Source organism: Actinomycetospora lutea, from assembly GCF_028737205.1.
Taxonomy (GTDB): Bacteria; Actinomycetota; Actinomycetes; order Mycobacteriales; family Pseudonocardiaceae; genus Actinomycetospora; species Actinomycetospora lutea.
Genome location: NZ_JAQZAL010000001.1, coordinates 255,534 through 280,655, shown reverse-complemented (window position 1 = coordinate 280,655; position 25,122 = coordinate 255,534). Strand labels below are relative to the sequence as shown.

The following is a 25,122-nucleotide window of genomic DNA, read 5'->3' as shown; positions in this document are numbered from 1 at the left end:
CGGCATGACCGATCTGACCGGACGCGTCGCGCTCGTCGCCGGGGCCACGCGGGGTGCGGGGCGCGGGATCGCCGTGGAGCTGGGGGCCGCGGGCGCCACCGTCTGGTGCACCGGACGCAGCACCCGCGGGCGTCCCTCGGGGTACGGGGGCGCCGAGACCGTCGAGGACACCGCGGACCTGGTCACCGCGGCGGGCGGCACCGGCATCGCCGCGCCGACCGACCACCTCGACCCTGACGCCGTCGCCGCGCTCGTGGGGCGCATCGAGCGCGAGCACGGCCGCCTCGACGTGCTGGTGAACGACATCTGGGGCGGCGAGCTGCTGGTCGAGTGGGACGTCCCGGTGTGGGAGCACGACCTCGAGGGCGGCCTGCGGACCCTGCGCCTCGCGATCGACACGCACCTCGTCACCGCGCACCACGCGCTGCGCCTGCTCGCCCGGCGGCCCGGCGGGCTCGTCGTCGAGGTCACCGACGGGACCGCGGAGTACAACACCGAGCACTACCGGCTCAACGTGTACTACGACCTCGCGAAGATCGCGCCGATCCGCCTGGCGCGGTCGTGGGCGCACGAGCTGGCCGCCCACGGCGGCACGGCCGTCGCGGTGACGCCCGGCTGGCTGCGCTCGGAGATGATGCTCGAGCACTTCGGGGTCACCGAGGAGACCTGGCGCGACGCCCTCGCGACCGAGCCGCACTTCGCGATCTCCGAGAGCCCGCGCTTCGTGGGACGCGGGATCGCCGCGCTGGCCGCCGACCCCGGGCGGCACCGGTGGAACGCGGCGTCGACGTCGTCGGGCGAGCTGGCCCGCGTGTACGGCGTCGACGACCTCGACGGCTCGCGGCCCGACGCGTGGCGCTACATCGTCGAGGTGCAGGACGCGGGCAGGCCGGCGGACGTCACGGGGTACCGGTGAGCCGCCTCAGAGCAGGGGCACGAACGAGACGGGCATGATCCGGTCCCCGCTCCCGTCGCGGCGCACGCGCACGAGGTCGCCGTGGCGCCCGTGCCCGACGGGGCAGACGAGCACGCCGTCGTCGGCGAGCTGCTCGAGCAGCGCGGCCGGCACCTCGCCCTCGGCCATCGCGGCCACCGAGATCGCGTCGAAGGGCGCGCGGTCGGGGGCGCCGAGCCGCCCGTCGCCGTGGCGGACCTCGACGTGGTGGCCGGTCGCGGCGAGCACGTCGCGGGCGGACGCGGCCAGCGAGGGGTGGTACTCGACGGTGACGACCTCGCGGGCGAGGCACGAGAGCACCGCGGCCGCGTAGCCGCTGCCCGCGCCGACCTCGAGCACCCGCTCGCTGCCGGTGAGCTCCAGCAGCGCCGCCATCGCGGCCACCATCGCCGGAGCGGAGATCGTCTGACCGCACGCGATCGGCAGCGGGCCCGGGCCGTAGGCCTCGTCGGCGCGGTGGGCGGGGACGAACCGGTGGCGCGGCACCCGGCCCATGGCCGCGAGTACCCGCTCGTCGACGATCCCCTGCTCGCGCAGGTGCGCGACCATCGCGCGGCGGCGGCGGGCGTGGTCGGCCACCGCTAGGCACCGTCCGGACGGAGGCGCTCCAGGTCGGCGGCGAGCTCGTCGGCGGGCACCGGCAGGAGCGTCGGCGGCAGGACGACCGGGCTCCCGAGCCGCCCGGCCTGGGCGCGCCCCACCCGCGCCCGCCCCGGGGTGGTCCGGGCGAGCACCGCCTCGGGGTCGCGGACCCCGATCACGAGCATCCCGCCGCCGCGGGCGGGCAGGACGTCGATCGTCCCGATCTCGGACCAGGGCAGGAAGCCGGCGGCGACGATCGAGCCGCCGTCGTCGACGCCCTCGCGGGTCGCGATCAGCAGCGGCGCGCCGCGCACGAGGCGCAGTGCGGCCCGCACCGCGCCGACCCCGAAGAACAGGACGAGCACGACGCCGAGCACGACACCGGCGGTGCCGCCGGTGAGCAGCAGCCACACGCCGGCCGCGAGGCCGATCACCCCGGTGACCAGGGTGACCACGGGCGCGGTGCGGGGCGCGCGGACCTCGAGACGGTCGGGCTCGCGGGTGACGGCGGGATGCTCGGTGCTCACGGGCACCACCTCTTGTGCTCGGCGCGCAGGTCGCGGTCGGCGACGGCCCGGACGCCGAGCCCGTGCGCGCGGGCGACGACCCGGGCCGTCGTGTCCGCGTCGGCGACCCCGGCGGGCAGCCACACCGCCCCGCCGCCGACCGCGGCGACCTCGTCCACCACCGCGTCCCAGGCACCGGGTGCGCGGAACACGACGACGAGGTCGGGTGTCGGGACGTCGGCGAGCAGCGGGGCGCAGAGCCGCCCGAGCGTCTCCACGACGTGCGGGTTCACGAGATCGACGCTCCACCCCGTCCGGTCGAGCAGGTAGGCGGCGAGGCGGAAGCTGGGCCGGTTGAACCGGTCGGAGACGCCGAGCACCGCGACCCGCCGCACGCCGGTCAGCAGCGCGCCCACGGCGGCGTCGTCCACGAGCCCCGTCTCCACCGGTCCATCTTCGCGCATCTCCCGGGAACCCCCTCCGGGACCATGGGCCCGGAGCTCACCTCGGGGAGAACTTGCGTCCCGCCGGGGCCGCGCACAGAGTCGTCCGGTGGCCACGGTCGATCTGCCCCCACCGCGCACCCGCCCGCTCGCGCCGGAGGAGGCCCTGGAACAGGCGCTCGCCGCCCGGGTCGACGGCGAGGTCCGGTTCGACGCCGGCTCGCGGGCGGCCTACGCGGTCGACGCCTCGAACTACCGCCAGGTCCCGATCGGCGTCGTCGTCCCGCGCTCGATCGATGCCGGCGTCGCGGCGCTCGCGGTCTGTCGCGAGCACGACGTCCCCGTCCTGTCCCGCGGTGGCGGCACGAGCCTCGCCGGGCAGTGCTGCAACGCCGCGGTGGTGATCGACTGGTCGAAGTACTGCACCCGGATCGTCTCGGTCGACGAGGACGCCCGCACCTGCGTCGTCGAGCCCGGCATCAAGCTCGACGACCTCAACGCCGCGCTGCCCGGACGCCTGATCTACGGCCCGAAGCCCGCGACGCACGTCAGCTGCACGCTCGGCGGGATGATCGGCAACAACTCCTGCGGCTCGACCGCACAGGTGTTCGGCAAGGTCGCCGACAACGTCCGGCGCCTCGAGGTGCTCACCTACGACGGGCTGCGGTGCTGGGTCGGGCCCACCACGGAGCAGGAGTACGCGGCGATCCAGGCCGAGGGCGGCCGGCGCGCGGAGATCTACCGCGGGCTGCGCGCCATCGCCGCCGACCACGCGTCGCTCGTCGCCGAGCGCTTCCCCGACATCCCCCGGCGCGTCTCGGGCTACAACCTCGACGACCTGGTGCCGGGATCCGAGTTCCACCTCGCCCGGGCGCTGGTCGGCACGGAGTCGACGCTGGTCACGGTGCTGCACGCCGAGCTCGACCTCGTCGTCGAGGCCCCGGAGACCGCGCTCGTCGTGCTCGGCTTCCCCGACGTGGTCGCCGCCGCGCGCTGCGTCGACGCGATCCTGCCCCACGCCCCGCACTTCCTGGAGTGCATCGACCGCAACATCGTCGAGTTCGAGCGGGTCCGCGGCTTCCACCAGGAGGCGATGGCCGCGATGCCCGAGGGCCACAGCTGGCTGATGGTCCAGATGCGCGACGACGACGCCGGGCGCGCGGTGGCCCGCGCCGAGGCGCTGGCCGCCGACCTCGCCGCGCACGGGCCGTCGATCCTCACCGTCACCGACCGCGCCCAGCAGGCGGAGCTGTTCGCGATCCGCGAGTCGGCGCTGCCGGTGTCCGCCCGCGACCCGCGCACCGGAGTCGACAACTACGAGGGCTGGGAGGACGCGGCGCTCCCGACCGACCGGCTCGGCGACTACCTCGCCGAGTGGGTCGCGCTGCTCGACGAGTACGGCTTCACCGCGAGCACCGCGATCTACGGGCACTTCGGGCACGGCTGCATCCACACGCGCATCCCGTTCGACCTGCGCACGCCGGCCGGGGTCGCGGACTACCGCACGTTCATGGAGCGCTCGGCCGACCTGTGCGTGAAGTACGGCGGGTCGTTGTCCGGCGAGCACGGCGACGGGCAGTCGCGCGGCGAGCTGCTCGAGCGGATGTACGGCCCGGAGCTGGTCGCGGCGTTCGAGTCGGTCAAGGCGCTGTTCGACCCGCGCAACCGGATGAACCCCGGCAAGGTCGTGCACCCCTACCGCCTCGACGAGCACCTGCACGTCGGCGCCGACTACGACCCCGCCGACCCGGCGTCGGCCTTCGCCTACCCGTCGGACGACGGGCGCTTCACGCGCGCGATCGAGCGGTGCATCGGCGTGGGGCGGTGCCGGCGCACCGATGGAGACGTCATGTGTCCCTCGTACCGGGTCACCGGCGAGGAGCAGCACTCCACGCGCGGCCGGGCGCGGCTGCTCTGGGAGATGCTGCGCGGGCACGCCGACTCGCCGATCACCGACGGCTGGCGCTCCACCGAGGTCCGCGACGCCCTCGACCTCTGCCTCGCGTGCAAGGGCTGCCTGTCCGACTGCCCGGTCAACGTCGACATGGCCACCTACAAGGCCGAGTTCCTGCACCACCACTACGCCCGCCGGCCCTGGCGCCGGCCGCGCTCGCACCTGTCGATGGGCTGGCTGCCCGCGCTCGCCCGGGTCGCGGCACCGCTCGCGCCGCTGGTCAACCGGGTGACGTCGGCGCGGGTCGCCGGCCTGCTCAAACGCGCCGGCGGCATCGACGAGCGCCGGTCGCTCCCGGCGTTCGCCACCCCGCGGTTCTCGCACTGGTACCGCGCGCGGGGTCCGCGCGGGTCGGGCGAGCGCGGCGAGGTGCTGCTCTGGCCCGACACGTTCACCGAGTTCCTGCACCCGTGGGCCGGCGCCGACGCGGTGCGCGTGCTGGAGGCGGCGGGGTTCCGGGTCCGCCTCCCCGAGAAGGAGCTCTGTTGCGGGCTGACCTGGGTGACGACGGGCCAGCTCGGCGTCGCCGCGCGCGTGCTGGGGCGCACGCTCGACGCGCTCGCGCCGGCGGTCGGGGCCGGGATGCCGATCGTCGGGCTCGAGCCCAGCTGCACCGCGGTGTTCACCGACGACGCGCCGAACCTGCTGCCCGGGCCGCGCGCCGACGCGGTCGCCGCGGCCACGACGACGCTCGGGCGCCTGCTCGCCGAGCGCGCGCCGGACTGGACGCCGCCGGGCATCACGGGTCGCGAGGTGATCGTCCAGCAGCACTGTCACCAGCACGCGACCGGCGGCTACGGCGCGGAGACCGCGGTGCTGCGCCGCGGGGGCGCCGCGGTGGAGGTGCTCGACTCCGGGTGCTGCGGGCTGGCGGGCAACTTCGGGTTCGAGCAGGGGCACTACGAGGTGTCGGTGGCCTGTGGCGAGCAGGTGCTGCTCCCCCGGGTGCGGGAGGCCTCCCCGGACACGGCCGTCGTCGCCGACGGGTTCTCGTGCCGCACGCAGATCGACCAGCTCACCGAGCGTCGCGGCGACCACCTCGCGACCCTCCTGGCCTCCGGCCTCCCGCCCGAGCCCCTCCCCTGGCCCTCGTGAGCGAAATTCCCGGCTATAGCCGGGAATTTCGCTCACATACTCCAGACGGCCGAGCGGATCCGGGCGAGGGAGTCGGTGAGGACGGGGCGGGACATCGCGAGGTTGAGGCGCATGCCGCCGCGGCCCGCCTCGCCGCACGCGGCGCCGTCGGTCATCACCACGCCCGCCTCGCGGGTGAAGAACGCCGACGGGGGCTCGTCCAGACCGAGACCGCGCGCGTCCAGCCAGGCCAGGTAGGTCCCGTCCGGCACCGTCACGTCGATCCCGGGCAGGTCGGCGCCGGCCAGCAGCGCCCGGTTGCCCTCGAGGTAGGCGAGCACATCGTCGAGCCAGCCGCGCGCGTCCCGGTACGCCGCGGTCGACGCCAGCACCCCGGGGGTCGCCGTGCCGTGCTCGGCGAGGTAGCCGTTCGCCGTCCAGTGCTGTGCGTCGGCGGCGTTCGACAGCAGCACCTGCCCGGCCTTGAGCCCCGGCAGGTTCCAGGCCTTCGACGCCGACGTCGCCGTCACCGTGTGCTCCGGGGCCGCCGCGGACGTGGTGACGTACGGGCGGTGGCGCGCGTCGCCGAAGGTCAGCGGGGCGTGGATCTCGTCGCTGAACACCCGCGCGCCGTGGCGCTCGACGACCTCGGCGACGGCGGCCAGCTCGGCGGCGTCGAACACCCGCCCGGTCGGGTTGTGCGGGGTGGTCAGCACGAGCAGCCCCGCGCCGTCGGCGAACCCGCGGTCGATCGCGTCGAGGTCCAGGACGAAGCGCCCGCCGGAACGCGCCATCGGCACCTGCACCAGCTCGCGGTCGATCATCCCGGGCACGGTCAGGAACGGCATGTAGGCCGGGGTCGGCAGCAGGATCGGGCTCCCGGGGCGGGTGAAGTGCCGCACCGTGGCCGTGAACGCGGTCAGCACGTCGGGCACCGGGCGCACCCACGCCGGGTCGGGCGCCCACCCGAACCGGTCGCCCCAGTACGCCGAGCACGCCGCCGCCATGTCGGCGACCCACCCGTCGGGCAGGTAGCCGAACCGCGACCCGTCGGCCGACGCGCGCACGGCGTCGGCCACGGCCTCGGCGACCGGGTAGTCCATCTCGGCCACGAACGCGCCGATCAGCCCGCGGCCGTGCGACTCCCCCGGCGTCGACCACTTCCAGGACCCGCCCGCGCGCATGTGCTCGGCGGTGAGGGCGTCGAAGCGGTGCGCAGTCACGCCCGGCAAGCTAGCGGGTGTCCTCGCCGATCTTGTGCACGCGCAGCAGGTTGGTCTTGCCGATGGTCCCGGGCGGCGAGCCGGACACGATGACCACGAGCTCGCCCGTGGCGAAGCGCCCGATCTCGAGCAGGCACGCGTCGACCTGGCGGATCATCGCGTCGGTGGTGTCGGCCCAGTCCACGAGGAACGTCTCGACGCCCCAGCTCAGCGAGAGCTGGCTGCGGACCTCGGGGATCGGGGTGAACGCCAGCACGGGCAGTCGGGTGTGCAGCCGCGCCAGGCGCCGGACCGTGTCGCCGGTGCGCGTGAACGCCACCAGCGCGCGGGCGTTGAGGCGCTCGCCGATGTCGCGCGCGGCCGTGGTGACGACGCCCCGCTGGGTGCGCGGCACGTGCTGGATCGGGGGCACCGACGCCGGCCCCACCTCGACCGCGGAGACGATGCGCGCCATCGTCGACACCGTCTCGATGGGGTACGCGCCGACGCTGGTCTCGCCCGAGAGCATCACGGCGTCCGCGCCGTCGAGCACGGCGTTGGCGACGTCCGAGGCCTCGGCGCGGGTCGGCCGGAAGTTGTGGATCATCGATTCGAGCATCTGCGTCGCGACGACCACCGGCTTGGCGTTCTCGCGCGCGATCTGCACCGCCCGCTTCTGCACCAGCGGCACGTCCTCGAGCGCCAGCTCCACCCCCAGGTCGCCGCGCGCCACCATGATCGCGTCGAACGCCAGCACGATCGCCTCGAGCGCGTCGACCGCCTCGGGCTTCTCCAGCTTCGCGATCACCGGCAGGCGCGCGCCCACCTCGTCCATGATCTTGTGAACGAGCTCGGCGTCGGCGGGCGAGCGCACGAACGACAGGGCGATCATGTCGACGCGCAGGCCGAGCGCGAAGCGCAGGTCCGCCTCGTCCTTGTCGCTCATCGCGGGCACGGACACCGCGGTGTTGGGCAGCGAGATGCCCTTGTGGTCGGAGACCCGGCCGCCCTCGATGACGCGCGCGACGATGTCACGGCCCTCGACGGCGGTGACCTCCAGGGCGACGTTGCCGTCGTCGACCAGCAGGGACTCGCCGGGCCGGCAGTCGTCGGCGAGACCGGAGTAGGTGGTGGACACGCGGTCGTGCGTGCCCTCGACGTCCTCGGTGGTGATGCGCACGGTCTCGCCCGTGGCCCACATCTGCGGGCCGTCCGCGAACGCCCCCAGGCGGATCTTCGGGCCCTGCAGGTCGGCGAGGATGCCGACCGCGCGTCCCTCGGAGTCGGCCGCCTCGCGCACGAGGCGGTAGACCCGCTCGTGCTCGGCGTGGGTGCCGTGGCTGAAGTTGAGCCGGGCGACGTCCATCCCGGCGCGGACGAGGTCGCGCACGGCCTCCGGTGAGGACGTCGCCGGCCCCAGCGTGCACACGATCTTGGCTCGTCGGCTCACGCCGCCATGGTAGTCGGTTCTGCACCGATCCAGCAGCCGCAGCGCGACCGCGACCCGCCGTCGGTGCACCCGGACTACGGTGAGCTGATGACCATGCCGTCGCCGCCGCCGGGTCCCGCACGGGATCCCGGCCCGGACGACGGCCCGACCGACGGCACGGCCGACGACCCGGCATTGGGCCCGGCCCCCGGTCCCGGCCCGCCGAAGGACATCGGCGACCTCCCGGGCGCGAGGACCGTCGACCGCGGCCCCGAGGCCGTCGTCCGGCCCGCGCGGCGGTGGGAGGTCCCGGTCGCGCTCGAGATCGCCAGCGGTCTCGCGTGGCGGGTGCTGCTGCTCGCCGCGGCGGGCTACGCGATCCTCTACGTGATGGGGCTGCTCTCGGCGGTCCTCATCCCGGTCGTGCTCGCGGTCATCGCCGCCTCGCTGCTCGCGCCCGAGGCCCACGCCCTGTCACGGCGCTGGCGCCACGTGCCGCACGCGCTGGCCACCGCCCTGGTCCTCCTCGCCGGCATCGCGATCGTCTCCGCCGTCTTCTACGGCGTGGTGCTCGCGTTCATCTCGGGCCTGCCGGACCTGACCACGCAGCTCACCGCCAGCCTCACCGGCATCCAGGACTGGCTGCGCACCGGGCCGCTCGGGCTGAACAACGAGCAGTTCACCGCCATCGGCAACCAGGCCATCGCCTACCTGCAGTCCAGCCAGGCCACGCTCGCGACCAGCGCGCTCGGCGCCGTCGGCACCGTCGGCACGCTCTTCACCGAGCTGCTGCTGACGCTGTTCACGCTGATCTTCCTCGTCTACGACGGCGGCCTGGTCTGGCGCTTCGTGCTCTCCGGGGTCCCGAAGGCGGCGCGCAACCGGGCCGACATCGCCGGGCGGCGGGCGTTCGCCTCGCTGGTCGGCTACACGCGGGCGACGGTCCTGGTCGCCGCGGCGGACGCGGTCACCGCGGGCGTCGGGCTGTGGCTCATCGGGGTGCCGCTGGCCGTCCCGCTGGCCGCGCTGATCTTCTTCGGCGCCTTCGTGCCCACGCTCGGCGCCGTGGTCACCGGCGTCGTCGCGGTGCTCGTCGCCCTGGTCAGCGGCGGGCTCACCGACGCCCTGCTCGTGGTCCTGCTCCTCATCGCCGTGCAGAACATCGAGGGCTACATCCTCCAGCCCCTGCTGCTCGGCCGGTCGATCAAGCTGCACCCGCTGGCCGTCGTGCTGCCGATCGCTTGCGGCCTGGTCATCTTCGGCATCCCGGGGGCGCTGCTCGCCGTCCCGCTGGTGACGGTGCTCGACGCCGGCATCCGCTCGCTCGTGCGCCCGTCGGACGGCGAGGGGCTCGACCCGGCGACGGTCAACCCGCTCGACCCCCGCTCCGGGCGTCCGGAGTGGTTCGACGCCGACCCGTCCCGCACGACCGTGCGGGGGCTGCTCCGGCGCCGGCGGCGGGTCAGCTCGCCGAGGTGACCCGGTAGACGTCGTAGACGCCCTCGACGTTGCGGACCGCCTTGAGCACGTGCCCGAGGTGCTTCGGGTCGCCCATCTCGAAGGAGAACCGGCTGACCGCCACGCGGTCGCGGGACGTGGTGACCGACGCCGACAGGATGTTGACCTTCTCGTCGGCGAGCACCTTGGTGATGTCGGAGAGCAGGCGGTGGCGGTCGAGCGCCTCGGCCTGGATCGCGACGAGGAACAGCGCGCTCGACGACGACGCCCAGTGGACGTTGACCAGGCGCTCCGGCTCGCTGCGCAGCTCGTCGGCGTTCGTGCAGTCGGTGCGGTGCACGCTGACCCCGCCGCCGCGCGTGATGAAGCCGAGGATGCCGTCGCCCGGCACCGGGGTGCAGCAGCGGGCGAGCTTGATCCACACGTCGGTGGAGTCGCCGCCGTCGCCGTCCATGTCGTCGATGACGACGCCGACGTCGCCCGTGCCCCGGCGCCGCTGCACGGTGGAGGGCGTCGCGCGGTCGGCGAGGTCCTCCTCGTTCTGCTCGACGCCGCCGAGCAGGGCGACGAGGCGCTGCACGACGTGGCGGGCGGACACGTGGTGCTCGCCGACCGCGGCGTAGAGCGCGGACACGTCCTGGTAGCGCAGCTCGTGGGCCAGCGCGGTCATCGAGTCGGCGGAGACGAGGCGCTGCAGCGGCAGGCCGGTGCGCCGCGCCTCGCGGGTGATCGCCTCCTTGCCGGCCTCGATCGCCTCCTCGCGGCGCTCCTTGGCGAACCACTGCTTGATCTTCTGCTTGGCCCGCGGCGAGGCGACGAACGACAGCCAGTCGCGCGAGGGCCCCGCGCCCTCGGCCTTCGAGGTGAAGATCTCGACGACCTCGCCGTTCTCGAGCTCGCGCTCGAGCGCCACGAGGCGGCCGTTGACGCGGCTGCCGATGCACTTGTTGCCGACCTCGGTGTGCACGGCGTAGGCGAGGTCGACCGGCGTCGACCCGCTGGGCAGCGTGATGACGTCGCCCTTCGGCGTGAACACGAAGATCTCGCGGGTGGCGAGGTCGTAGCGCAGCGACTCGAGGAACTCGCCGGGGTCCGCGGCCTCGCGCTGCCAGTCGAGCAGCTGGCGCATCCACGCCATCTCGTCGAGCTCGAGGGTGCCGTCGCCGGCGGAGCCGTTCTTGTGGGCGCCCTTCGTCTCCTTGTACCGCCAGTGCGCCGCGATGCCGTACTCGGCGGTGCGGTGCATCTCGTGGGTGCGGATCTGCACCTCGAGCGGCTGCCCGTCCGGCCCGATGACCGTGGTGTGCAGCGACTGGTACACCCCGAAGCGCGGCTGGGCGATGTAGTCCTTGAACCGGCCCGGCATCGGCTGCCACAGCGCGTGGACCATGCCCATCGCGGCGTAGCAGTCGCGGACGTCCTCGACGAGCACCCGGACGCCCACCAGGTCGTGGATGTCGTCGAAGTCCTTCCCCTTGACGATCATCTTCTGGTAGATCGAGTAGTAGTGCTTCGGGCGGCCGAGCACCTCGGCCTTCACCCGCGCCTCGGTGAGCTGGCCGGACACCTCGTCGATCACCGTGCGCAGGTAGGTGTCGCGGCTCGGCGCGCGGTCGGCGACGAGGCGGACGATCTCGTCGTAGCGCTTGGGGTGCAGGATCGCGAACGCGAGGTCCTCGAGCTCCCACTTGACCGTCGACATCCCGAGGCGGTGGGCCAGCGGCGCGAGCACCTCGAGCGTCTCGCGGGCCTTCTTGGCCTGCTTCTCGGGCTTGAGGAAGCGCATCGTGCGCATGTTGTGCAGCCGGTCGGCCAGCTTGATGACGAGCACGCGCGGGTCGCGCGCCATCGCCACGACCATCTTGCGGATCGTCTCGGCCTCGGCGGCCGCCCCGAGCTGGACCTTGTCGAGCTTGGTGACGCCGTCGACGAGGTGGGCGACCTCGGCGCCGAAGTCGGCCGAGAGCTTGTCCAGCGAGTAGGCCGTGTCCTCGACGGTGTCGTGCAGCAGGGCCGCGACCAGCGTCGTCGTGTCCATCCCGAGCTCGCCGAGGATGGTGGCCACGGCCAGCGGGTGGGTGATGTAGGGGTCGCCGCTCTTGCGCATCTGACCGTCGTGGAAGCGCTCGGCGGTGTCGTACGCCCGCTGCAGCGTGCCCATGTCCGCCGACGGGTGGAGCTCGCGGTGGACGGCGGCCAGCGGCTCGAGCACCGGCTTGACCGCGCCGGAGCGCTGCGCGGTGATGCGCCGGGCGATCCGGGCCCGCACCCGGCGGGTCGCCGAGGGCGGCCGGGTGGCGCTGACGGGCGGCGTCGGCGAGAGGCCGGCGGCGTCGAGGACCGCGTCCTCGTGCGGCGTGGCCGGGGCCGTGCCCTGGTCAGGGGCGATCGGCGTGCCCGCGGCGTCGACGTCCTGGCACACGCGTCGTCCCCTTCCCACCGGGCGGGCGACCGGCCCCCGTCGTCACGGGGTGTCCGTCCTGGGGGCCGTCGTGCCCGGAATCCATCCAGGATACGTCCGAGGTGGCGGTGTGTCCGGACGGTCACGCGCCGATCGGGTCATCGGTCGTCCACGATCGGTACGCGTGGATGATCGCCGCTCGGCGCGCCCGGCGGGGCGACGCCGTTGCGACGGACGGTCCGTCGGCGTGCGCTCAGCGGGCGAGCAGGGTGTGCACCCGGTGCCCGTCGAGACGTTCGCGGCCGCCCAGGGCCGGCAGCTCGAGCACCATCGACACCGCCGCCACCGTGGCCCCCGCGCCCTCGACCAGCGCGGCGGCCGCGGCCGCGGTGCCCCCGGTGGCCAGGACGTCGTCGACGAGCAGCGCCCGCGCGCCGGGGCGCAGCACGTCGGCGGGCAGTTCGAGCGTCGCCGACCCGTACTCGAGGTCGTACGACTCACTCGCCGCCACGATCGGCAGCTTGCCCTTCTTGCGGACCGCGACCACCCCGAGGCCCAGCGAGTGCGCCACCGCCGCGCCGAGCAGGAAGCCCCGCGCCTCGATGCCGACCACGATCTCGGGCGCCGGCCCGCCGGGCGCCGCGAGCAGGCGCGTCGTGGCCGCCAGGCCCGGACCGTCGGCGAGCAGCGCGCTGAGGTCCCAGAACCGGATCCCGGGGCTCGGGAAGTCGGGGACGTCGCGCAGCAGCCCGGCGACCACGTCGAGGTCCGCGGTCGCGTCCCGCGAGGTCGTCACTTGCGCCGCTTGCCCGAGGGCCGGCCCGCCTTGCCCGCCGGGCGGGCGCCCGGCCGCGGCGCGGTGGACGCGGTCTCCCGACCCGGGCGACCGGCTCCGGCCGCCGCCACCTCGCGGGTGTCGAGGACGTCGGTCGACGGCCCGGCGGTGTCGCCGGACTCGCCGGTGGGGCCCGTCCCGCTCGCGGCCGCCGCCCGGCGGGCCGCCTTCGCCCGCCGCGCCCGGACCTTCTCGGCCTGGGCGATCCAGCGCTTGTCGCGCATGGCGAGGTCCACGACGATCGGCGTCGCGAGCAGCACCGACGAGGCGGCGCCGACGATGGTGCCGACCAGCTGGACGAGCGCCAGGTCGCCGAGCACGCCGACGCCGAGCAGCACCACGCCCACCACGAAGAGCCCGATCAGCGGCAGCGCCGCGATCAGCGAGGTGTTCAGCGAGCGCATCAGGGTCTGGTTGACCGCGAGGTTCGCCGCCTCGGCGTAGGTCCGGCGCGTGAGCCCGAGCAGGCCGCGGGTGTTCTCGCGGACCTTGTCGAACACGACCACCGTGTCGTAGAGCGAGAACCCGAGGATCGTCAGCAGACCGATCACGGTGGCCGGCGAGACCTCGAAACCGACCAGCGAGTACACGCCGGCGGTGATGATGATGTCGTTGGCCAGCGCGATCAGCGCCGCGAGGGCCATGCGTCTCTCGAAGTAGAACGAGAGGTACACGGTGACGAGCACGAGGAAGACCGCGAGGGCGATGAGCGCCTGCTGCGTGATCTCGCCGCCCCAGCTCGCGCTGACGGCGCTGTCGGAGATCGCGGCGGGGTCCGGGGTGCCGCTGGTGCCCAGCGGCTGGAACCGGTCGAACAGCGCCTGGCGCAGCGTGATGACCTGCCCGATGTCCAGGCTCTCGGAGCGGATGATGATCGTCGCCGTGGCACCCTGGCCCGCGCTCTGCACCGACGTCGCCGGGAAGCCCAGCGCCTCGGCGTAGACCTGCTCGACCTGGGCGGTCTGCGCCACGCCACTGGCGCCGTCGGCCGGCATCTGGACGCTCGTGCCGCCCTCGAAGTCGATGCCGAAGTTGAAGCCCCGGATGACCATCGAGAGGATGCAGACCACCAGCGCGGCGCCGAAGACCGCGTACCAGGTCTTCCCGCGCCCGACGATGTCCAGCCCGCCGTTGCCGCGGTAGAGCATGTCGAGGCGGCTGGGCTTCTTGCCCGGGCGCGGGCGCGCCTCCCCCGACTCCGCGGCCTCGTCCTCGTCCGCGGCGACGTCGTCGAGCTCGTCGTCACGCTCGTCGTCACGCTCGTCGTCACGCTCGTCGTCACGGCCCTCGAGCCGGTCGTCGGCCATCTCGCCGGTCAGTTGCTCGACGCGGCGGCGACCGCCGGGCTGCCCGGTGGAGCGGGTCATCGGTCACCTCCGCGTCCCGCGCGGGTGCGCGACGCGCCGGATCCGTTGCGGGCGCCGGGCCGGGTGGTGCCCTCGCGGGCCCCGTCACGTGCTGCGGGACGGGACGTCCCGCGCGCGCCGGGCCGCGGGCCGGAGCCCCCGGACCGGGGTGCGTTGTGCACCACCTGGCCGAGCCCGGACCACGCGGGGCTGGCGAACAGCTTCGAGTTCGAGGCGAGCGCGAGCAGCGGATGCGTCACAAGGAAGACCACGATGAGGTCGAGGACGGTGGACATGCCCAGGGTGAAGGCGAAGCCCTTGACCTGGCCGACGGCGAGCACGTAGAGCACCACGGCCGCGAGGAAGCTCACGGCGTCGCCGGAGAGGATCGTGCGTCTGGCGCGGACCCACCCGCGGGGGACCGCCGAGCGGAAGCTCCGCCCGTCGCGCACCTCGTCCTTGATCCTCTCGAAGAAGATCACGAACGAGTCGGCGGTGATGCCGATGGCCACGATGAACCCGGCGACGCCGGCGAGGTCGAGCGTGAAGCCGATGGTGCGCCCGAGCAGCACGAGCACCGCGTAGACGACGGCCCCGGACAGGACCAGCGACAGGATCGTCAGCACGCCGAGCGCGCGGTAGTAGAACAGCGAGTAGAGGAACACCAGGGCCAGCCCGACGAGCCCCGCGATCAGCCCGGCCTGCAGGGACGCGTAGCCCAGCGTCGCCGACACGGTCTGCGCCTCGGAGGTGTCGAACGACAGCGGCAGCGAGCCGTAGCGCAGGACGTTCGCGAAGTCGGTGGCCGAGCCCTGGTTGAACTGCCCCGAGATCATCGCGTTGCCGTCGAGCAGCGGCTGCTGGATGCGCAGCGCCGAGACGACCTGGGTGTCGAGCACGACCGCGTTCGAGTTGTTGACGTTCGCGCTCGTGTAGTCGGCCCACGTCGTGGCGGGCTGGCCGCCCTTGAAGGCGAGGTTGATGACCCAGCCGACGCCCTGCGGGTTCGGGTTCGGCGTCGCGCTCGCGACGTCGGTGCCCGAGAGGATGGCCGGCCCGAGCAGGTACTTCTCGGTGCCCTCGCGGTTGCAGGCGATCAGCGGCTTGGTCGGGTCGTCGTAGCCGCGCAGGGGGTCCTCGACCGCGCAGTCCAGCGCCAGGGCCGCCTGCTCCTGGACCGCCGGGTCCTCGCTCTGCCGTGTCGCCTTGGCCTCGGCGATGGCCTGGGCCTGGCGCGGGTCCTGCGACGTGTCACCCCCGGCACCGCCACCGGGCGGCGGGGGCACCGGCGGCGCGGGCTGGGCCGGGGCGGCGATCGGCGCGCTCTGGCCGGCCGGGGCCTGACCGGGGGTCCCGGCGCCCGTCGCCCCGCCCTGGTCCGGCGGCGCGCCCGGCTGGCCGGGCTGCCCCGGCTGGCCGGGTTGCGGGCCGGCCGGGATCGGGCCGCCGAGCACCGGGCGGAAGTACAACCGCGCCGTCTGCCCGAGCGAGCGCGCCTGGTCGCCCTCCTGGCCGGGCACCGTGATGACCAGGTTGCTGCCGTCCTGGACCACCTCGGCGCCGCTCACCCCGAGCCCGTTGACGCGCTGCTCGATGATCGTGCGCGCGAGGTTGAGCTGGTCGGGCGTCGGCGCCGCGCCGGTCTCGGTGCGGGCCGTCAGCGTCACCCGCGTGCCGCCCTGCAGGTCGATGCCGAGCTTCGGCGTCGGCGACCCGTCCCCCGTGAAGAACACCAGCCCGTAGAGCGCGGCCACGATCACCAGGAAGGCGGCGAGGTAGCGCCCGGGCCGGAAGCGGACGGTCGGAGGGGCCACGCTGTGTTGCTCCAGTTGCGTCGGGTGGGGTCAGCCGGGGAGGGGCTCGTCGCGAGGGTAGGCGGCGGGCCCGGCGCTCCCCGCGCCGCCCCGCCCGGTCCTCCGCGGCGGGAGGGTCAGGAGGAGCGCGGCGAGGACACGTTGTCCGTCGTGTCCGTCTTGCTGGTCGAGGCGCTGTCCGCGGCGTCCTTCGTGTCCGTCGTCGGCGTGGCGTCGGCGGATCCGACGACCGGCGTCGTCTCGGTCGGCACCGACGACTCGGGGAGCGCGTCCTCCTCGACGACGTCGTCGGCGACGGCCTCCTCGGCCACCAGCTTCTCGCGCACCGCGGCGCGCAGCCAGGTGGTGACGACGTCGGGCGCGATCTCGAGGTCGATGGTGCGCTCGTCGTCGACGTCGACCACGGTGCCGCTGATGCCCGAGGTCATGACGACCACGTCGCCGACGGCGATGCTGTTCTGCAGGTCCTTCTGCTTGTTCTCCTGCTTCTTGCGCTGACGGCTGGACATGAACACCAGACCGATCATGAACAGGATGAGCAGGGGGAAGATCAGGTCCATCGTTCTCCGTTCACCGGGCGGGCGCGTCGGTCTCCGCACCCCGCGCTGTCCGATTCGAGTCTGCCAGCTCAGGTGAAGAGGATCCCCTGGCCCCGGTCCTCGTCAGGCCGGTCGGCGGGGGGCTCCTGCCCCAGATGGCGCCACGCCAGGGGTGTGGCGACGCGTCCGCGTGGCGTACGGGCCAGCATCCCGGCCCTGACCAGGTACGGCTCGCACACCTCCTCGACCGTGCCGGGCTCCTCGCCGACGGCCACCGCCAGCGTGGAGACCCCCACCGGCCCGCCGCCGAACGAGCGCACGAGGGCGGCGAGCACGGCCCGGTCGAGACGGTCGAGGCCGAGCTCGTCGACGTCGTAGACCGCCAGCGCGGCCCGGGCGACCTCCAGGGTGACCGCGCCGTCGGCCCGCACCTCCGCGTAGTCGCGCACGCGGCGCAGCAGGCGGTTGGCGATGCGCGGCGTGCCCCGCGAGCGCCCGGCGATCTCGCGGCCGCCGTCGGGGCGCAGGTCCACGTCGAGGATCCGGGCGCTGCGGGCCACGACGTGCTCGAGGTCGGAGGGCTCGTAGAACTCCATGTGGCCGGTGAAGCCGAAGCGGTCGCGCAGCGGGCCGGTGAGCGAGCCCGCCCGCGTCGTGGCCCCCACCAGCGTGAACGGCGCGACGTCGAGCGGGATCGAGGTCGCCCCGGGGCCCTTGCCGACCACGACGTCGACCCGGAAGTCCTCCATCGCGAGGTAGAGCATCTCCTCGGCGGGCCGGGCCATGCGGTGGATCTCGTCGATGAACAGCACGTCGCCCTCGAGGAGGTTCGACAGCATCGCCGCGAGGTCGCCCGCCCGCTCCAGCGCGGGGCCGGAGGTGATGCGCACGGCGCTGCCGAGCTCGGTGCCGATGATCATCGCGAGGCTCGTCTTGCCCAGGCCGGGCGGGCCCGAGAGCAGCACGTGGTCGGGCGGGCGGCCGCGGCGCAGCGCGCCCTGGAGCACGAGGTCGAGCTGCTCGCGCACGCGGGGCTGGCCGATGAACTCGGACAGGCGCGCGGGGCGCAGCCGGTTCTCGAGGTCGGACTCACCGTCCTCGGGCGTGGCGTCGAGGGCGCGCTGGAGGCTCTCCTCGAGGCCGTGGTCGGGTTCCATCAGCGCGACGGCCCGAGCCGCGTCAGCGCCGCCCGCAGGACGCCGGAGGAGTCGGACGGCCCGCCCGCGCCCAGCACGTCGTCGACGGCCTTCTCGGCGGGCTTGGCCGCGAAGCCGAGGCCGACGAGCGCCTCGACGACCTGGTCGCGCAGCGTGCCGGCGGCCACCGGGGAGGCGGGCGCGTCCTCGTCGGTGCTGCCGGCGGGGCTCGGCGGGGCGACCTTGTCGCGCAGCTCGATGATCAGCCGCTCGGCGCCCTTGCGCCCGATGCCCGGCACGCTCGTCAGCGTCGTGATGTTGCCGTCGGCGAGCGCGTGGCTCAGCGCCGCCGGGTCGAGCACGGCGAGGGCGGCCAGCGCGAGCCGCGGCCCCACCCCCGACACGGTCTGCAGCAGCAGGAACAGCTCGCGCTCGGCGGCGCCGGCGAACCCGAAGAGGGTCAGCGAGTCCTCGCGCACCACCAACGCGGTGTCGAGCCGCGCGGGCTGGCCGCGGCGCAGGCGCGCGAGCGTCGACGGCGTGGCCTGCACGGCCAGCCCGACCCCGCCGACCTCGACCACCGCGTGGTCCAGCCCGACCGCGAGGACCTCCCCGCGCACCGACGAGATCACGGCACGATCCTCCTCACCGCGGCGAACATGCGTTCGAAGGCTACCGGCCGCCCCCGACGGCCCCGTGGACCGGCGCGCCCGCTCATCCGGTCAGGAAGTCCGCGAGCACCGGGGCGAGCACCGCCGGGGTGACGATGTGGACCTGGCCGGGCAGCGTGCGGTGCACGGCGCCGGGGACCGAGGCCGCCAGCGCCGCCACCGCCCGGCGCACCCACGCCGGGCTGCGCTCCCCGTCGAGCGCCAGCAGCGGCACGTCCAGCGCCGCCAGGCGGTCGGTCGGCACGGGATCGCCCACCACCAGCGCGACGTCGTGCGGCAGCGACGGCGCCAGCGCGACCGTGCCCGCCCAGAAGGGGGTCCTGCGCAGGCGCTCGACCGGCGCGGGCGCGGCCGCCGGGAACCCGCCGAGGAACGCGGCCGCGGCGTCGTCGGGGTCGTCGGCGCGCAGGGCGGCCAGGGTGGCGGCGCCGAGGTCGCGGCGGGGGGCGGCGTCGTCGCCGTCGACGGGCCACGGAGGCTCGTGGGCGACGACCCGGGTCGCCGGCAGCCCCCGGAGCACGGCCTCGAGCACGAGCACCGCGCCGGCGGAGTGCGCGTAGTGGCCGGGTGCGCCGCCGGTCGCCGCGACCACGGCCTCCAGGTCGGCGATCTCGGCGGCCACCATCGCCGCGCCGTCCGCTCCGAGCGGGTCCCGGGCGGGGTCGGGCACGCCCCCGCTGTCGCCGCGGCCCCGGCGGTCCCAGAGGTGCACGGTGAAGCGGTCGGCGAGGGCCTCGGCGAGCAGGCGGACGCTCGCCCGGCCCTGGAGCGCGCCGGTGGTGAGCACGAGCGGCGGGCCCTCGCCCACCGTCTCGACCGCGATCGCCGTGCCGTCGGACGAGGTGACGGTCGTCGTGGTGCTCAGCGGCCGGCCTTCGGTGTCGCGGTCGTCGGGGCAGCGGCCTTCTGCGCCGCCTTGAGACGCGCCCGGTGCCGCTTCGTGGCCTCGGCGGCGCGGGCCTCCGCCTCGGCCATGCGCGCCATCATCGGGGCGCGCCAGCAGTGGCAGACCGCGAGCGCGAGGGCGTCGGCGGCGTCGGCGGGACGCGGTGCGGTGTCGAGCGCGAGGACCCGCGTCACCATGGCCGTGACCTGGTCCTTGTCCGCGCGCCCGGACCCCGTGACGGCGGCCTTGACCTCGCTGGGCGTGTGGAACGCGACCGGCAGGCCGGCGCGCCCGGCGACGAGGGCGACGACCCCGCCGACCTGCGCCGTGCCCATCACCGTGCGCACGTTGTGCTGGGCGAACACCCGCTCGACGGCCACCACGTCCGGCCGGTGCTCGGCGATCCAGGCCTCGACGGCGTCGGCGACCGCGCCGAGCCGGGCGGCCACCGCGGCCTCGGGCGGGGTGCGGACGACGTCGACGGCGACCGCGCGCACGGCACGCCCGCCGCCGCCCTCGACCACGCCGAGGCCGCAGCGCGTCAGCCCGGGGTCGACGCCCAGCACCCGCATGGCCGGGACGCTACGCGGCGGCGGGTGCCCGGCCGGCGTTCGTCCCCGGCTCCGGTGTGTCGCCGGTGATCAGGGGCGCGTGGTCCACCCGCCGACGTCCGGAGACGGCGATGGGGTGCCCGTGATCTCCGGGCGAGGCATGCTGGGCCGCCACAGCACGCCCGTCGCCGCTCCGCAGGAGGAGGACCACCGTGAGCAGCCCGACCGAGGAGCCCCGCCCGCCGTTCCCGCCGTTCGACGAGGAGTCGGCGCGGGCGAAGGTGCTCGCCGCGGAGAACGTGTGGAACACGCGTGACCCGGAGAAGGTCGCGCTCGCCTACACGCTGGACACGGTGTGGCGGAACCGCGACGAGTGGGTCACCGGCCGCGACCAGGTCGTCGAGTTCCTGACCCGCAAGTGGGAGCGCGAGCGCGACTACGTGCTGCGCAAGTCGCTCTGGACGTGTGGCGGGCACCGGATCGCCGTGCGCTTCCAGTACGAGTGCCGCGACGCCGCCGGGCAGTGGTGGCGCAGCTACGGCAACGAGAACTGGGAGTTCGCCGACAACGGGCTCATGGCGCGCCGCGAGGCGAGCATCAACGACGTGCGCATCGCCGAGGAGGAGCGCCGGCTAGAGGGCCCGCGCGCCGACGGGGACACGAGCGAGATCCCGATTTGAGGGTCACGCGCATCGCCCTGTACGCCGTCGAACTGCCCTACGCGGGCGGGGTCCACCACCTCTCCGGGGGCCGGACCTACACGGCGTTCGACGCCGCGATCGTGCGCCTGACCTGCGACGACGGCACCGAGGGCTGGGGCGAGAGCACGCCGTTCGGGGCGACCTACGTCGCCGCGCACCCGGCGGGGACACGCGCGGGCATCGCGCTGCTCGCCCCCGCCCTGCTCGGCCTCGACCCCCGGCGCACCGAGCGCGTCGGCGACGTCATGGACCGCACCCTGACCGGTCACCTCGACGCGCGGACCGCGCTCGACGTGGCGTGCTGGGACGCGTTCGGGCGGTCGGTAGGGCTGCCGGTGTGCGACCTGCTCGGCGGCTCCACCGACGTCCCCATGGCGCCGACGTCGTCGATCGGGGCGGGCGACCCGGATGCGATGCGGGCGAGCGTCGCCGACCACCGGGCCCGCGGCTACCGCGCGCACTCGATCAAGATCGGCGCGCTCGACGCCGAGGGCGGCCCGGCCCTCGACGCCGAGCGGATCACCGCGAGCCTCGCCGACCGCCGCCCCGGCGAGACCTTCCTCGTGGACGCCAACGGCGGGCTGCTCACCGAGCACGCCCTGCGCATGATCACGCTCCTGCCGCCCGGGCTCGACTTCGCGCTCGAGGCCCCGTGCGCGTCCTGGCGCGAGACCGCCTCGCTGCGGCGGCGGTGCCCGTACCCGATCGTCGTCGACGAGCTGGGCCAGCTCGACGCGGACATCGCCCACGTCGCGGCGGGCGACGTCGCCGACGGGATCAACCTGAAGATCTCGAAGGCCGGCGGGCTCACCCCGGGGCGACGGCACCGCGACCTCGCCCGGGCCGCCGGGCTGACGGTCAGCGTGCAGGACACCGTCGGCTCCTCGCTGTCCTACGCGGCGATCCTGCACCTCGGCGCCACGGTGCCCCCGCGGATGCTGCGCGGGGTGCTCAACAGCGAGGACATGGTGACGCGCAAGGTCGCTGCCCTCGACACGGTCGTCACTGCGGACGGCGTGCTGCCCGGGCGCTCGCCGGGGCTCGGCGCGACGGTGGACGAGGACGCGCTCGGCGAGCCCACGATGGTCTGGGGCGACTAGGGACGAGGGCCGGGGTCGTCGTGCCGGAACGTGACGCTGACGCGCGGGCCGGCGCCGGGCCACTTGGGCACCGTGTGCTGCCACTCGTGCTGACAGCGCCCGCCCATGACCAGCAGGTCGCCCCCCGCGACCGTCAGCCGCGTCGACGGGCGCCTCCCCGATGGTCGAGCTCCGGGTCCGCCTCCGTCTCCCCCGCCCAGGGGCCGCAGCCCGAAGCGCCGCGGCGCGCCCAGCGACACGATCGCGACGATCGGCGCCTCGTGGGTGAAGCGCACGCGGTCGCCGTGCCAGGCCACCGAGTCGTCGCCGTGGCGGTAGTAGTTGCACGCCACGCGGTCGAACCGCACGCCGTAGCGCTCGGTGAGCACGGCGGCGACCGCGGGCGCGGGGTCCGGGGCCTCCTCGACCCGCCACCCGCAGGTCAGCCGCGGCTCCATGACCTCCTGGTCGTACATGCGGCGCCGCCGCTGGTCCCACGGCGCCTCCGCGACGATCGCGTCGAACCACGCGTCCGCGCCCGTGATCCACGCGGGGGCCAGGTCGACCCACGAGCGCTCGTCGAGGACGATGCGGCGCGGGACGACGGCCGGATCCACCCCGGGGTCCTCGGCGCTCTCGCCCCCACCGAAGAGCGAGGGCGTCCAGGCTGTCGTCATCGGGATCGAGTAGAACACATGTTCGAACGGAGTGCGAGCGTGCAGAGCAAGCACATCGTCGTCCACGGGCGCGTGCAGGGCGTCTTCTTCCGGGCGAGCGCCGAGGAGGCCGCCGAGCGCCTCGGCGTCGGCGGCTGGGTGCGCAACCGCGACGACGGGACCGTCGAGATGCTGGTCGAGGGCGCGGACGACGCCGTCGAGCAGATGGTCGCGTGGGCCCGCGAGGGCTCGTCGCAGGCGCAGGTCAGCAGCATCGACGTCACCGACACCGAGCCGCAGGGCCACCGCTCCTTCGACCAGACGTGACCACCACCGCCGAGCAGGTCCGGCGCTTCCGCCTGCGCCGCCAGTGGGTCGCGGACCGCGACGGCACGGAGCCCGTCGCCGTGGCCCGCCGCCTGCTCGGCGTCCAGGCCCAGGTGCCGTCGGCCGCGGCGCAGGCGGTCGCCGTCCGGACCCCGGCGGGCACGGCCGACGACGGCACCGTCGACGCCGCGCTGGGCGCCGGCACGCTGGTGCGCACGTGGGCGGCGCGCGGCACGCTCCACCTGCTCGCCGCCGACCAGGCGCCGTCGCTGCTCGCGCTGCTGGCCGCCGCCCGCTCGTGGGACAAGGGCTCGTGGCAGCGGGAGTTCGCCACCGCCGAGCAGATGACCGCCCTCGAGACCGCGGTCGTCGACGTCCTCGCCGACGGCGCCGTCCTCACCCGCGAGGAGCTCACCGCCGCGCTCGTCGCGCACAGCGGCGACGAGGGCCTCGCCGAGGCCCTCCGCTCGGGATGGGGCACCGTGCTCAAGCCGCTGGCCTGGCAGGGCCTGATCTGCCACGGGCCGCCGGCCGGCACGCGCGTGACCTTCACCCGCCCCGGCTGGCCGGGCCTGCCCGACGCCGACGAGGCCGCACGCACGATCGTCCCCGCGTTCCTCGCCGCCCACGGACCCGCGACGCCCACCGCCTTCGACGCCTGGCTCCTGCGCGGCACCACCCCGAAGTCGCGGCTGCGGCGCTGGTTCGCCGACCTGGTCGCCGACGGGACGCTGAGCGAGGTCACGGTCGAGGGCGAGGCGCGGTACGCCCGCACCGAGGACCTCGACGAGCTGGCGACGGCCGCGCCGGTCGGGGTCCGCCTCCTCGGCCCCTTCGACCCCTACGTGCTCGGCGCCGGCACCGCGGACCCCGACCTCGTGCCCGCGGCGCACCGCCGCGACGTCAGCCGCGCCGCCGGGTGGATCGCGCCGGTGGTGGTCGACGAGGGGCGGGTGGTGGGCACGTGGAGCGCCGAGGACGACCGCCTCGTCGTGAGCCCGTTCGACGGCGCCGTGGACCCTCACGAGCTCGGCGGCGAACGCGACGTCTGGTCCCGCGTCCTGGGGCGCCCGCTCACGCTCCCGGGCTGACCCGCGCGCGCTCGTCGTGGACGAGCAGCCGCACCACGACGCCCGCGTGGTCGGTGCCGGGGATGACGCGGGTGGTCAGGTCCACCGGCGCGATCGGCCCGGACACGAGCACGTGGTCGATCGCCGCGAACGGCGGCAGCGTCGCGTCGGTCGGCCAGGTGCCCTCCAGGCCCGCGCCGACCGCGGCGGCCGCGTCGCTCCACGCGCTGGAGAGGAGCTCCCGCAGGGGACGGTGGTCCAGCGTCGCGTTGAGGTCGCCGAGCACGAGGCGCGGCGGGCCGTCGAGCGGCGCGGGCCGCGGCAGGTTCGTGATCTCCCGCGCCCAGCCGGCGGCGTCGTCGCGGGAGACCGGCGCGGCGGGGTGGGCGACGACGACGTCGACGGGCCCGCTGGGCGCCAGCACCCTGGCCGTGACCTGCGAGAACACCCCCTCGCGCAGGACGAGGCCCGACGGGGCGAGCGGGTGGCGCGCGAGCAGGGCGGTGCCGCCGGCACCGTCACGGGCCCGGGAGACCAGGAACGGCAGCTCGCCGCGCAGCCCCGACGCGGCGAGCGCCACCTCGGCCTCCGGGGTGATCTCCTGCAGACCCAGGACGTCCACCTGCTGCTCGCGGACCAGGCCCACCACCGCCTCGGGGCGCGCCAGCCCGAACTTCATGTTGACCGTGGCGACCGTGACCGGCGCGCTGTCCGGGCCGGGCGTGACGGTCGGGTCGCCGTCGTCGGTGGCCCGCGGCACGACCACGGCCAGGAGCGCGATGGCCGCCACCAGGGCCACGACGCCGGCGGCCGGGCGGCGCGCCAGGAAGCCGACCGCCGCGACGACGACGGCCAGCACGGCGACGACCGGGGTCAGCGCCAGCAGCCCGAAGGCGAGCGGCGGGCCGACCGGCGCCCACCACCAGAACGGCACCCAGGAGGCGACGACCACCGCGGCGGCCGTCAGCAGGACGCCGACGACGCGGGAGGACCGGGAGCTCACGCGACGCATCGGGGGGCGAGGCGCTCGAGCCGCAGCAGCTCGACGCCCGCGCTGTCGACGAGCCGCCCGGTCTCCTCGTAGCCCGCGCGCCGGTAGAGCCGCAGGTTCTCCTCGCTGCGGGCGCCGGTGACGAGCCAGCTGACGTCGCCCGCCGCGAGCTCGGCGTGCGCGCGCTCCATCAGCGCCCGGCCCACGCCGTGGCCCTGGGCGTCGGGGGCGACCGAGTAGCGCGCGAGCTCGACGCAGCCCGAGCCGGTGCCGATCCCCTCCCCGCGCAGGCGCACCGACCCGACCAGCCGCTGCCCCGCCCACGCGCCGAAACCGCGCACGTCGGGGCGCCCGAGATCGGCCGCGAGCCCCGCGACCGTCTCGCGCAGCGGCGGGATCTCGGTGGTGCCGTAGCGACGCGCCTCGGCGAGGTAGGCCGCGTACTGCACGGTGAGGGCCTCGCCCGCGTCCGCCGCCCCGAGCTCGGCGACGACGCAGGGGGCGAGGTCCACCACC

The 25,122-nt window shown here is 75.1% G+C and carries 24 protein-coding genes; 7 read left to right on the top strand and 17 right to left on the bottom strand.

The genetic code is table 11. The features are described from left to right. Positions 1-4: 4 nt before the first annotated feature. A complete protein-coding gene (locus tag PHK61_RS01450; RefSeq protein ID WP_274279181.1) occupies positions 5-916 on the top strand; it encodes an SDR family oxidoreductase in 912 nt (303 codons plus the stop codon). A 6-nt stretch (positions 917-922) separates the two neighbouring features. Here PHK61_RS01450 and PHK61_RS01445 read toward each other — a convergent pair whose 3' ends face one another. From PHK61_RS01445 to PHK61_RS01435, 3 genes are read right to left on the bottom strand one after another with little or no spacing between them, the layout of a single operon-like run. Next, positions 923-1,534 carry a protein-L-isoaspartate(D-aspartate) O-methyltransferase gene (locus PHK61_RS01445; protein WP_274279180.1) on the bottom strand — a complete coding sequence of 204 codons (612 nt, stop codon included), beginning with the start codon at positions 1,532-1,534 and terminating at the stop codon, positions 923-925. A 2-nt stretch (positions 1,535-1,536) separates the two neighbouring features. Beyond that, entirely contained in the window at positions 1,537-2,064 is a 528-nt protein-coding gene (locus PHK61_RS01440) for an STM3941 family protein (RefSeq protein ID WP_274279179.1), read from the bottom strand. Beyond that, complete coding sequence (locus PHK61_RS01435; protein ID WP_274279178.1) at positions 2,061-2,489, bottom strand: CoA-binding protein; 429 nt, start codon at positions 2,487-2,489, stop codon at positions 2,061-2,063. The genes PHK61_RS01440 and PHK61_RS01435 overlap by 4 nt, the downstream gene beginning before the upstream one ends. A 106-nt stretch (positions 2,490-2,595) precedes the next feature. Here PHK61_RS01435 and PHK61_RS01430 point away from each other — a divergent pair, with 106 nt between their 5' ends. Next, a complete protein-coding gene (locus PHK61_RS01430) occupies positions 2,596-5,535 on the top strand; it encodes an FAD-binding and (Fe-S)-binding domain-containing protein (RefSeq protein ID WP_274279177.1) in 2,940 nt (979 codons plus the stop codon). Between the two features lie 32 nt (positions 5,536-5,567). Here PHK61_RS01430 and PHK61_RS01425 read toward each other — a convergent pair whose 3' ends face one another. Together PHK61_RS01425 and pyk are read right to left on the bottom strand one after the other, a co-directional pair. Continuing rightward, on the bottom strand, positions 5,568-6,737 hold the full coding sequence (locus tag PHK61_RS01425) for a MalY/PatB family protein (RefSeq protein ID WP_274279176.1): 1,170 nt from the start codon (positions 6,735-6,737) through the stop codon (positions 5,568-5,570). Between the two features lie 10 nt (positions 6,738-6,747). Further along, positions 6,748-8,166: a pyruvate kinase gene (pyk, locus tag PHK61_RS01420; protein WP_274279175.1), complete on the bottom strand. Its 1,419-nt coding sequence runs from the start codon at positions 8,164-8,166 to the stop codon at positions 6,748-6,750. Positions 8,167-8,253: 87 nt separating this feature from the next. Between pyk and PHK61_RS01415 the strand changes: the two genes are divergently transcribed. Next, the gene (locus tag PHK61_RS01415; protein WP_274279174.1) at positions 8,254-9,624 is read left to right on the top strand and encodes an AI-2E family transporter; all 1,371 of its coding nucleotides are present in this window, start codon (positions 8,254-8,256) and stop codon (positions 9,622-9,624) included. On the opposite strand, the gene PHK61_RS01410 is transcribed toward PHK61_RS01415, so the two are convergent. From PHK61_RS01410 to PHK61_RS01370, 9 genes are all read right to left on the bottom strand, one after another. After that, the gene (locus tag PHK61_RS01410; RefSeq protein WP_274279173.1) at positions 9,608-12,025 is read right to left on the bottom strand and encodes a RelA/SpoT family protein; all 2,418 of its coding nucleotides are present in this window, start codon (positions 12,023-12,025) and stop codon (positions 9,608-9,610) included. The two genes, PHK61_RS01415 and PHK61_RS01410, sit on opposite strands and share 17 nt — an antisense overlap. Before the next feature lie 232 nt (positions 12,026-12,257). Further along, positions 12,258-12,800, bottom strand: coding sequence for an adenine phosphoribosyltransferase (locus PHK61_RS01405; protein ID WP_274279172.1), 543 nt, complete (start codon positions 12,798-12,800; stop codon positions 12,258-12,260). Next, positions 12,797-14,206 (bottom strand): protein translocase subunit SecF, encoded by a 1,410-nt coding sequence (gene secF, locus PHK61_RS01400; protein WP_420791330.1) that lies wholly within the window; start codon positions 14,204-14,206, stop codon positions 12,797-12,799. The genes PHK61_RS01405 and secF overlap by 4 nt, the downstream gene beginning before the upstream one ends. Continuing rightward, positions 14,203-15,999 carry a protein translocase subunit SecD gene (gene secD / locus PHK61_RS01395; protein ID WP_274279171.1) on the bottom strand — a complete coding sequence of 599 codons (1,797 nt, stop codon included), beginning with the start codon at positions 15,997-15,999 and terminating at the stop codon, positions 14,203-14,205. The genes secF and secD overlap by 4 nt, the downstream gene beginning before the upstream one ends. Before the next feature lie 116 nt (positions 16,000-16,115). After that, on the bottom strand, positions 16,116-16,559 hold the full coding sequence (yajC, locus tag PHK61_RS01390) for a preprotein translocase subunit YajC (protein ID WP_274279170.1): 444 nt from the start codon (positions 16,557-16,559) through the stop codon (positions 16,116-16,118). Positions 16,560-16,627: 68 nt separating this feature from the next. Then, positions 16,628-17,695: a Holliday junction branch migration DNA helicase RuvB gene (ruvB, locus tag PHK61_RS01385; protein ID WP_274279169.1), complete on the bottom strand. Its 1,068-nt coding sequence runs from the start codon at positions 17,693-17,695 to the stop codon at positions 16,628-16,630. Beyond that, complete coding sequence (gene ruvA / locus PHK61_RS01380; protein WP_274279168.1) at positions 17,695-18,306, bottom strand: Holliday junction branch migration protein RuvA; 612 nt, start codon at positions 18,304-18,306, stop codon at positions 17,695-17,697. The genes ruvB and ruvA overlap by 1 nt, the downstream gene beginning before the upstream one ends. A gap of 82 nt (positions 18,307-18,388) precedes the next feature. Beyond that, the gene (locus PHK61_RS01375) at positions 18,389-19,153 is read right to left on the bottom strand and encodes an alpha/beta fold hydrolase (RefSeq protein WP_274279167.1); all 765 of its coding nucleotides are present in this window, start codon (positions 19,151-19,153) and stop codon (positions 18,389-18,391) included. A 53-nt stretch (positions 19,154-19,206) separates the two neighbouring features. Continuing rightward, the gene (locus tag PHK61_RS01370) at positions 19,207-19,803 is read right to left on the bottom strand and encodes a crossover junction endodeoxyribonuclease RuvC (protein ID WP_274279166.1); all 597 of its coding nucleotides are present in this window, start codon (positions 19,801-19,803) and stop codon (positions 19,207-19,209) included. A 191-nt stretch (positions 19,804-19,994) separates the two neighbouring features. On the opposite strand from PHK61_RS01370, the gene PHK61_RS01365 reads away from it, so the two are divergent. Next, positions 19,995-20,462: a nuclear transport factor 2 family protein gene (locus tag PHK61_RS01365; protein ID WP_274279165.1), complete on the top strand. Its 468-nt coding sequence runs from the start codon at positions 19,995-19,997 to the stop codon at positions 20,460-20,462. After that, positions 20,459-21,583, top strand: a complete 1,125-nt coding sequence (locus PHK61_RS01360) for a mandelate racemase/muconate lactonizing enzyme family protein (RefSeq protein WP_274279164.1) — start codon at positions 20,459-20,461, stop codon at positions 21,581-21,583. Before PHK61_RS01365 ends, PHK61_RS01360 begins: the two co-directional genes overlap by 4 nt. Here PHK61_RS01360 and PHK61_RS01355 read toward each other — a convergent pair. After that, entirely contained in the window at positions 21,580-22,239 is a 660-nt protein-coding gene (locus PHK61_RS01355) for an alpha-ketoglutarate-dependent dioxygenase AlkB (RefSeq protein WP_274279163.1), read from the bottom strand. The genes PHK61_RS01360 and PHK61_RS01355 overlap by 4 nt on opposite strands. A 39-nt stretch (positions 22,240-22,278) precedes the next feature. Between PHK61_RS01355 and PHK61_RS01350 the strand changes: the two genes are divergently transcribed. After that, positions 22,279-22,545, top strand: a complete 267-nt coding sequence (locus PHK61_RS01350; protein ID WP_274279162.1) for an acylphosphatase — start codon at positions 22,279-22,281, stop codon at positions 22,543-22,545. Then, complete coding sequence (locus tag PHK61_RS01345) at positions 22,542-23,636, top strand: winged helix DNA-binding domain-containing protein (RefSeq protein WP_274279161.1); 1,095 nt, start codon at positions 22,542-22,544, stop codon at positions 23,634-23,636. The genes PHK61_RS01350 and PHK61_RS01345 overlap by 4 nt, the downstream gene beginning before the upstream one ends. Here the strand turns inward: PHK61_RS01345 and PHK61_RS01340 are convergent. Beyond that, a complete protein-coding gene (locus PHK61_RS01340) occupies positions 23,620-24,618 on the bottom strand; it encodes an endonuclease/exonuclease/phosphatase family protein (RefSeq protein ID WP_274279160.1) in 999 nt (332 codons plus the stop codon). The genes PHK61_RS01345 and PHK61_RS01340 overlap by 17 nt on opposite strands. Continuing rightward, positions 24,615-25,121 carry a GNAT family N-acetyltransferase gene (locus tag PHK61_RS01335; protein WP_274279159.1) on the bottom strand — a complete coding sequence of 169 codons (507 nt, stop codon included), beginning with the start codon at positions 25,119-25,121 and terminating at the stop codon, positions 24,615-24,617. The genes PHK61_RS01340 and PHK61_RS01335 overlap by 4 nt, the downstream gene beginning before the upstream one ends. Position 25,122 lies beyond the last annotated feature (1 nt).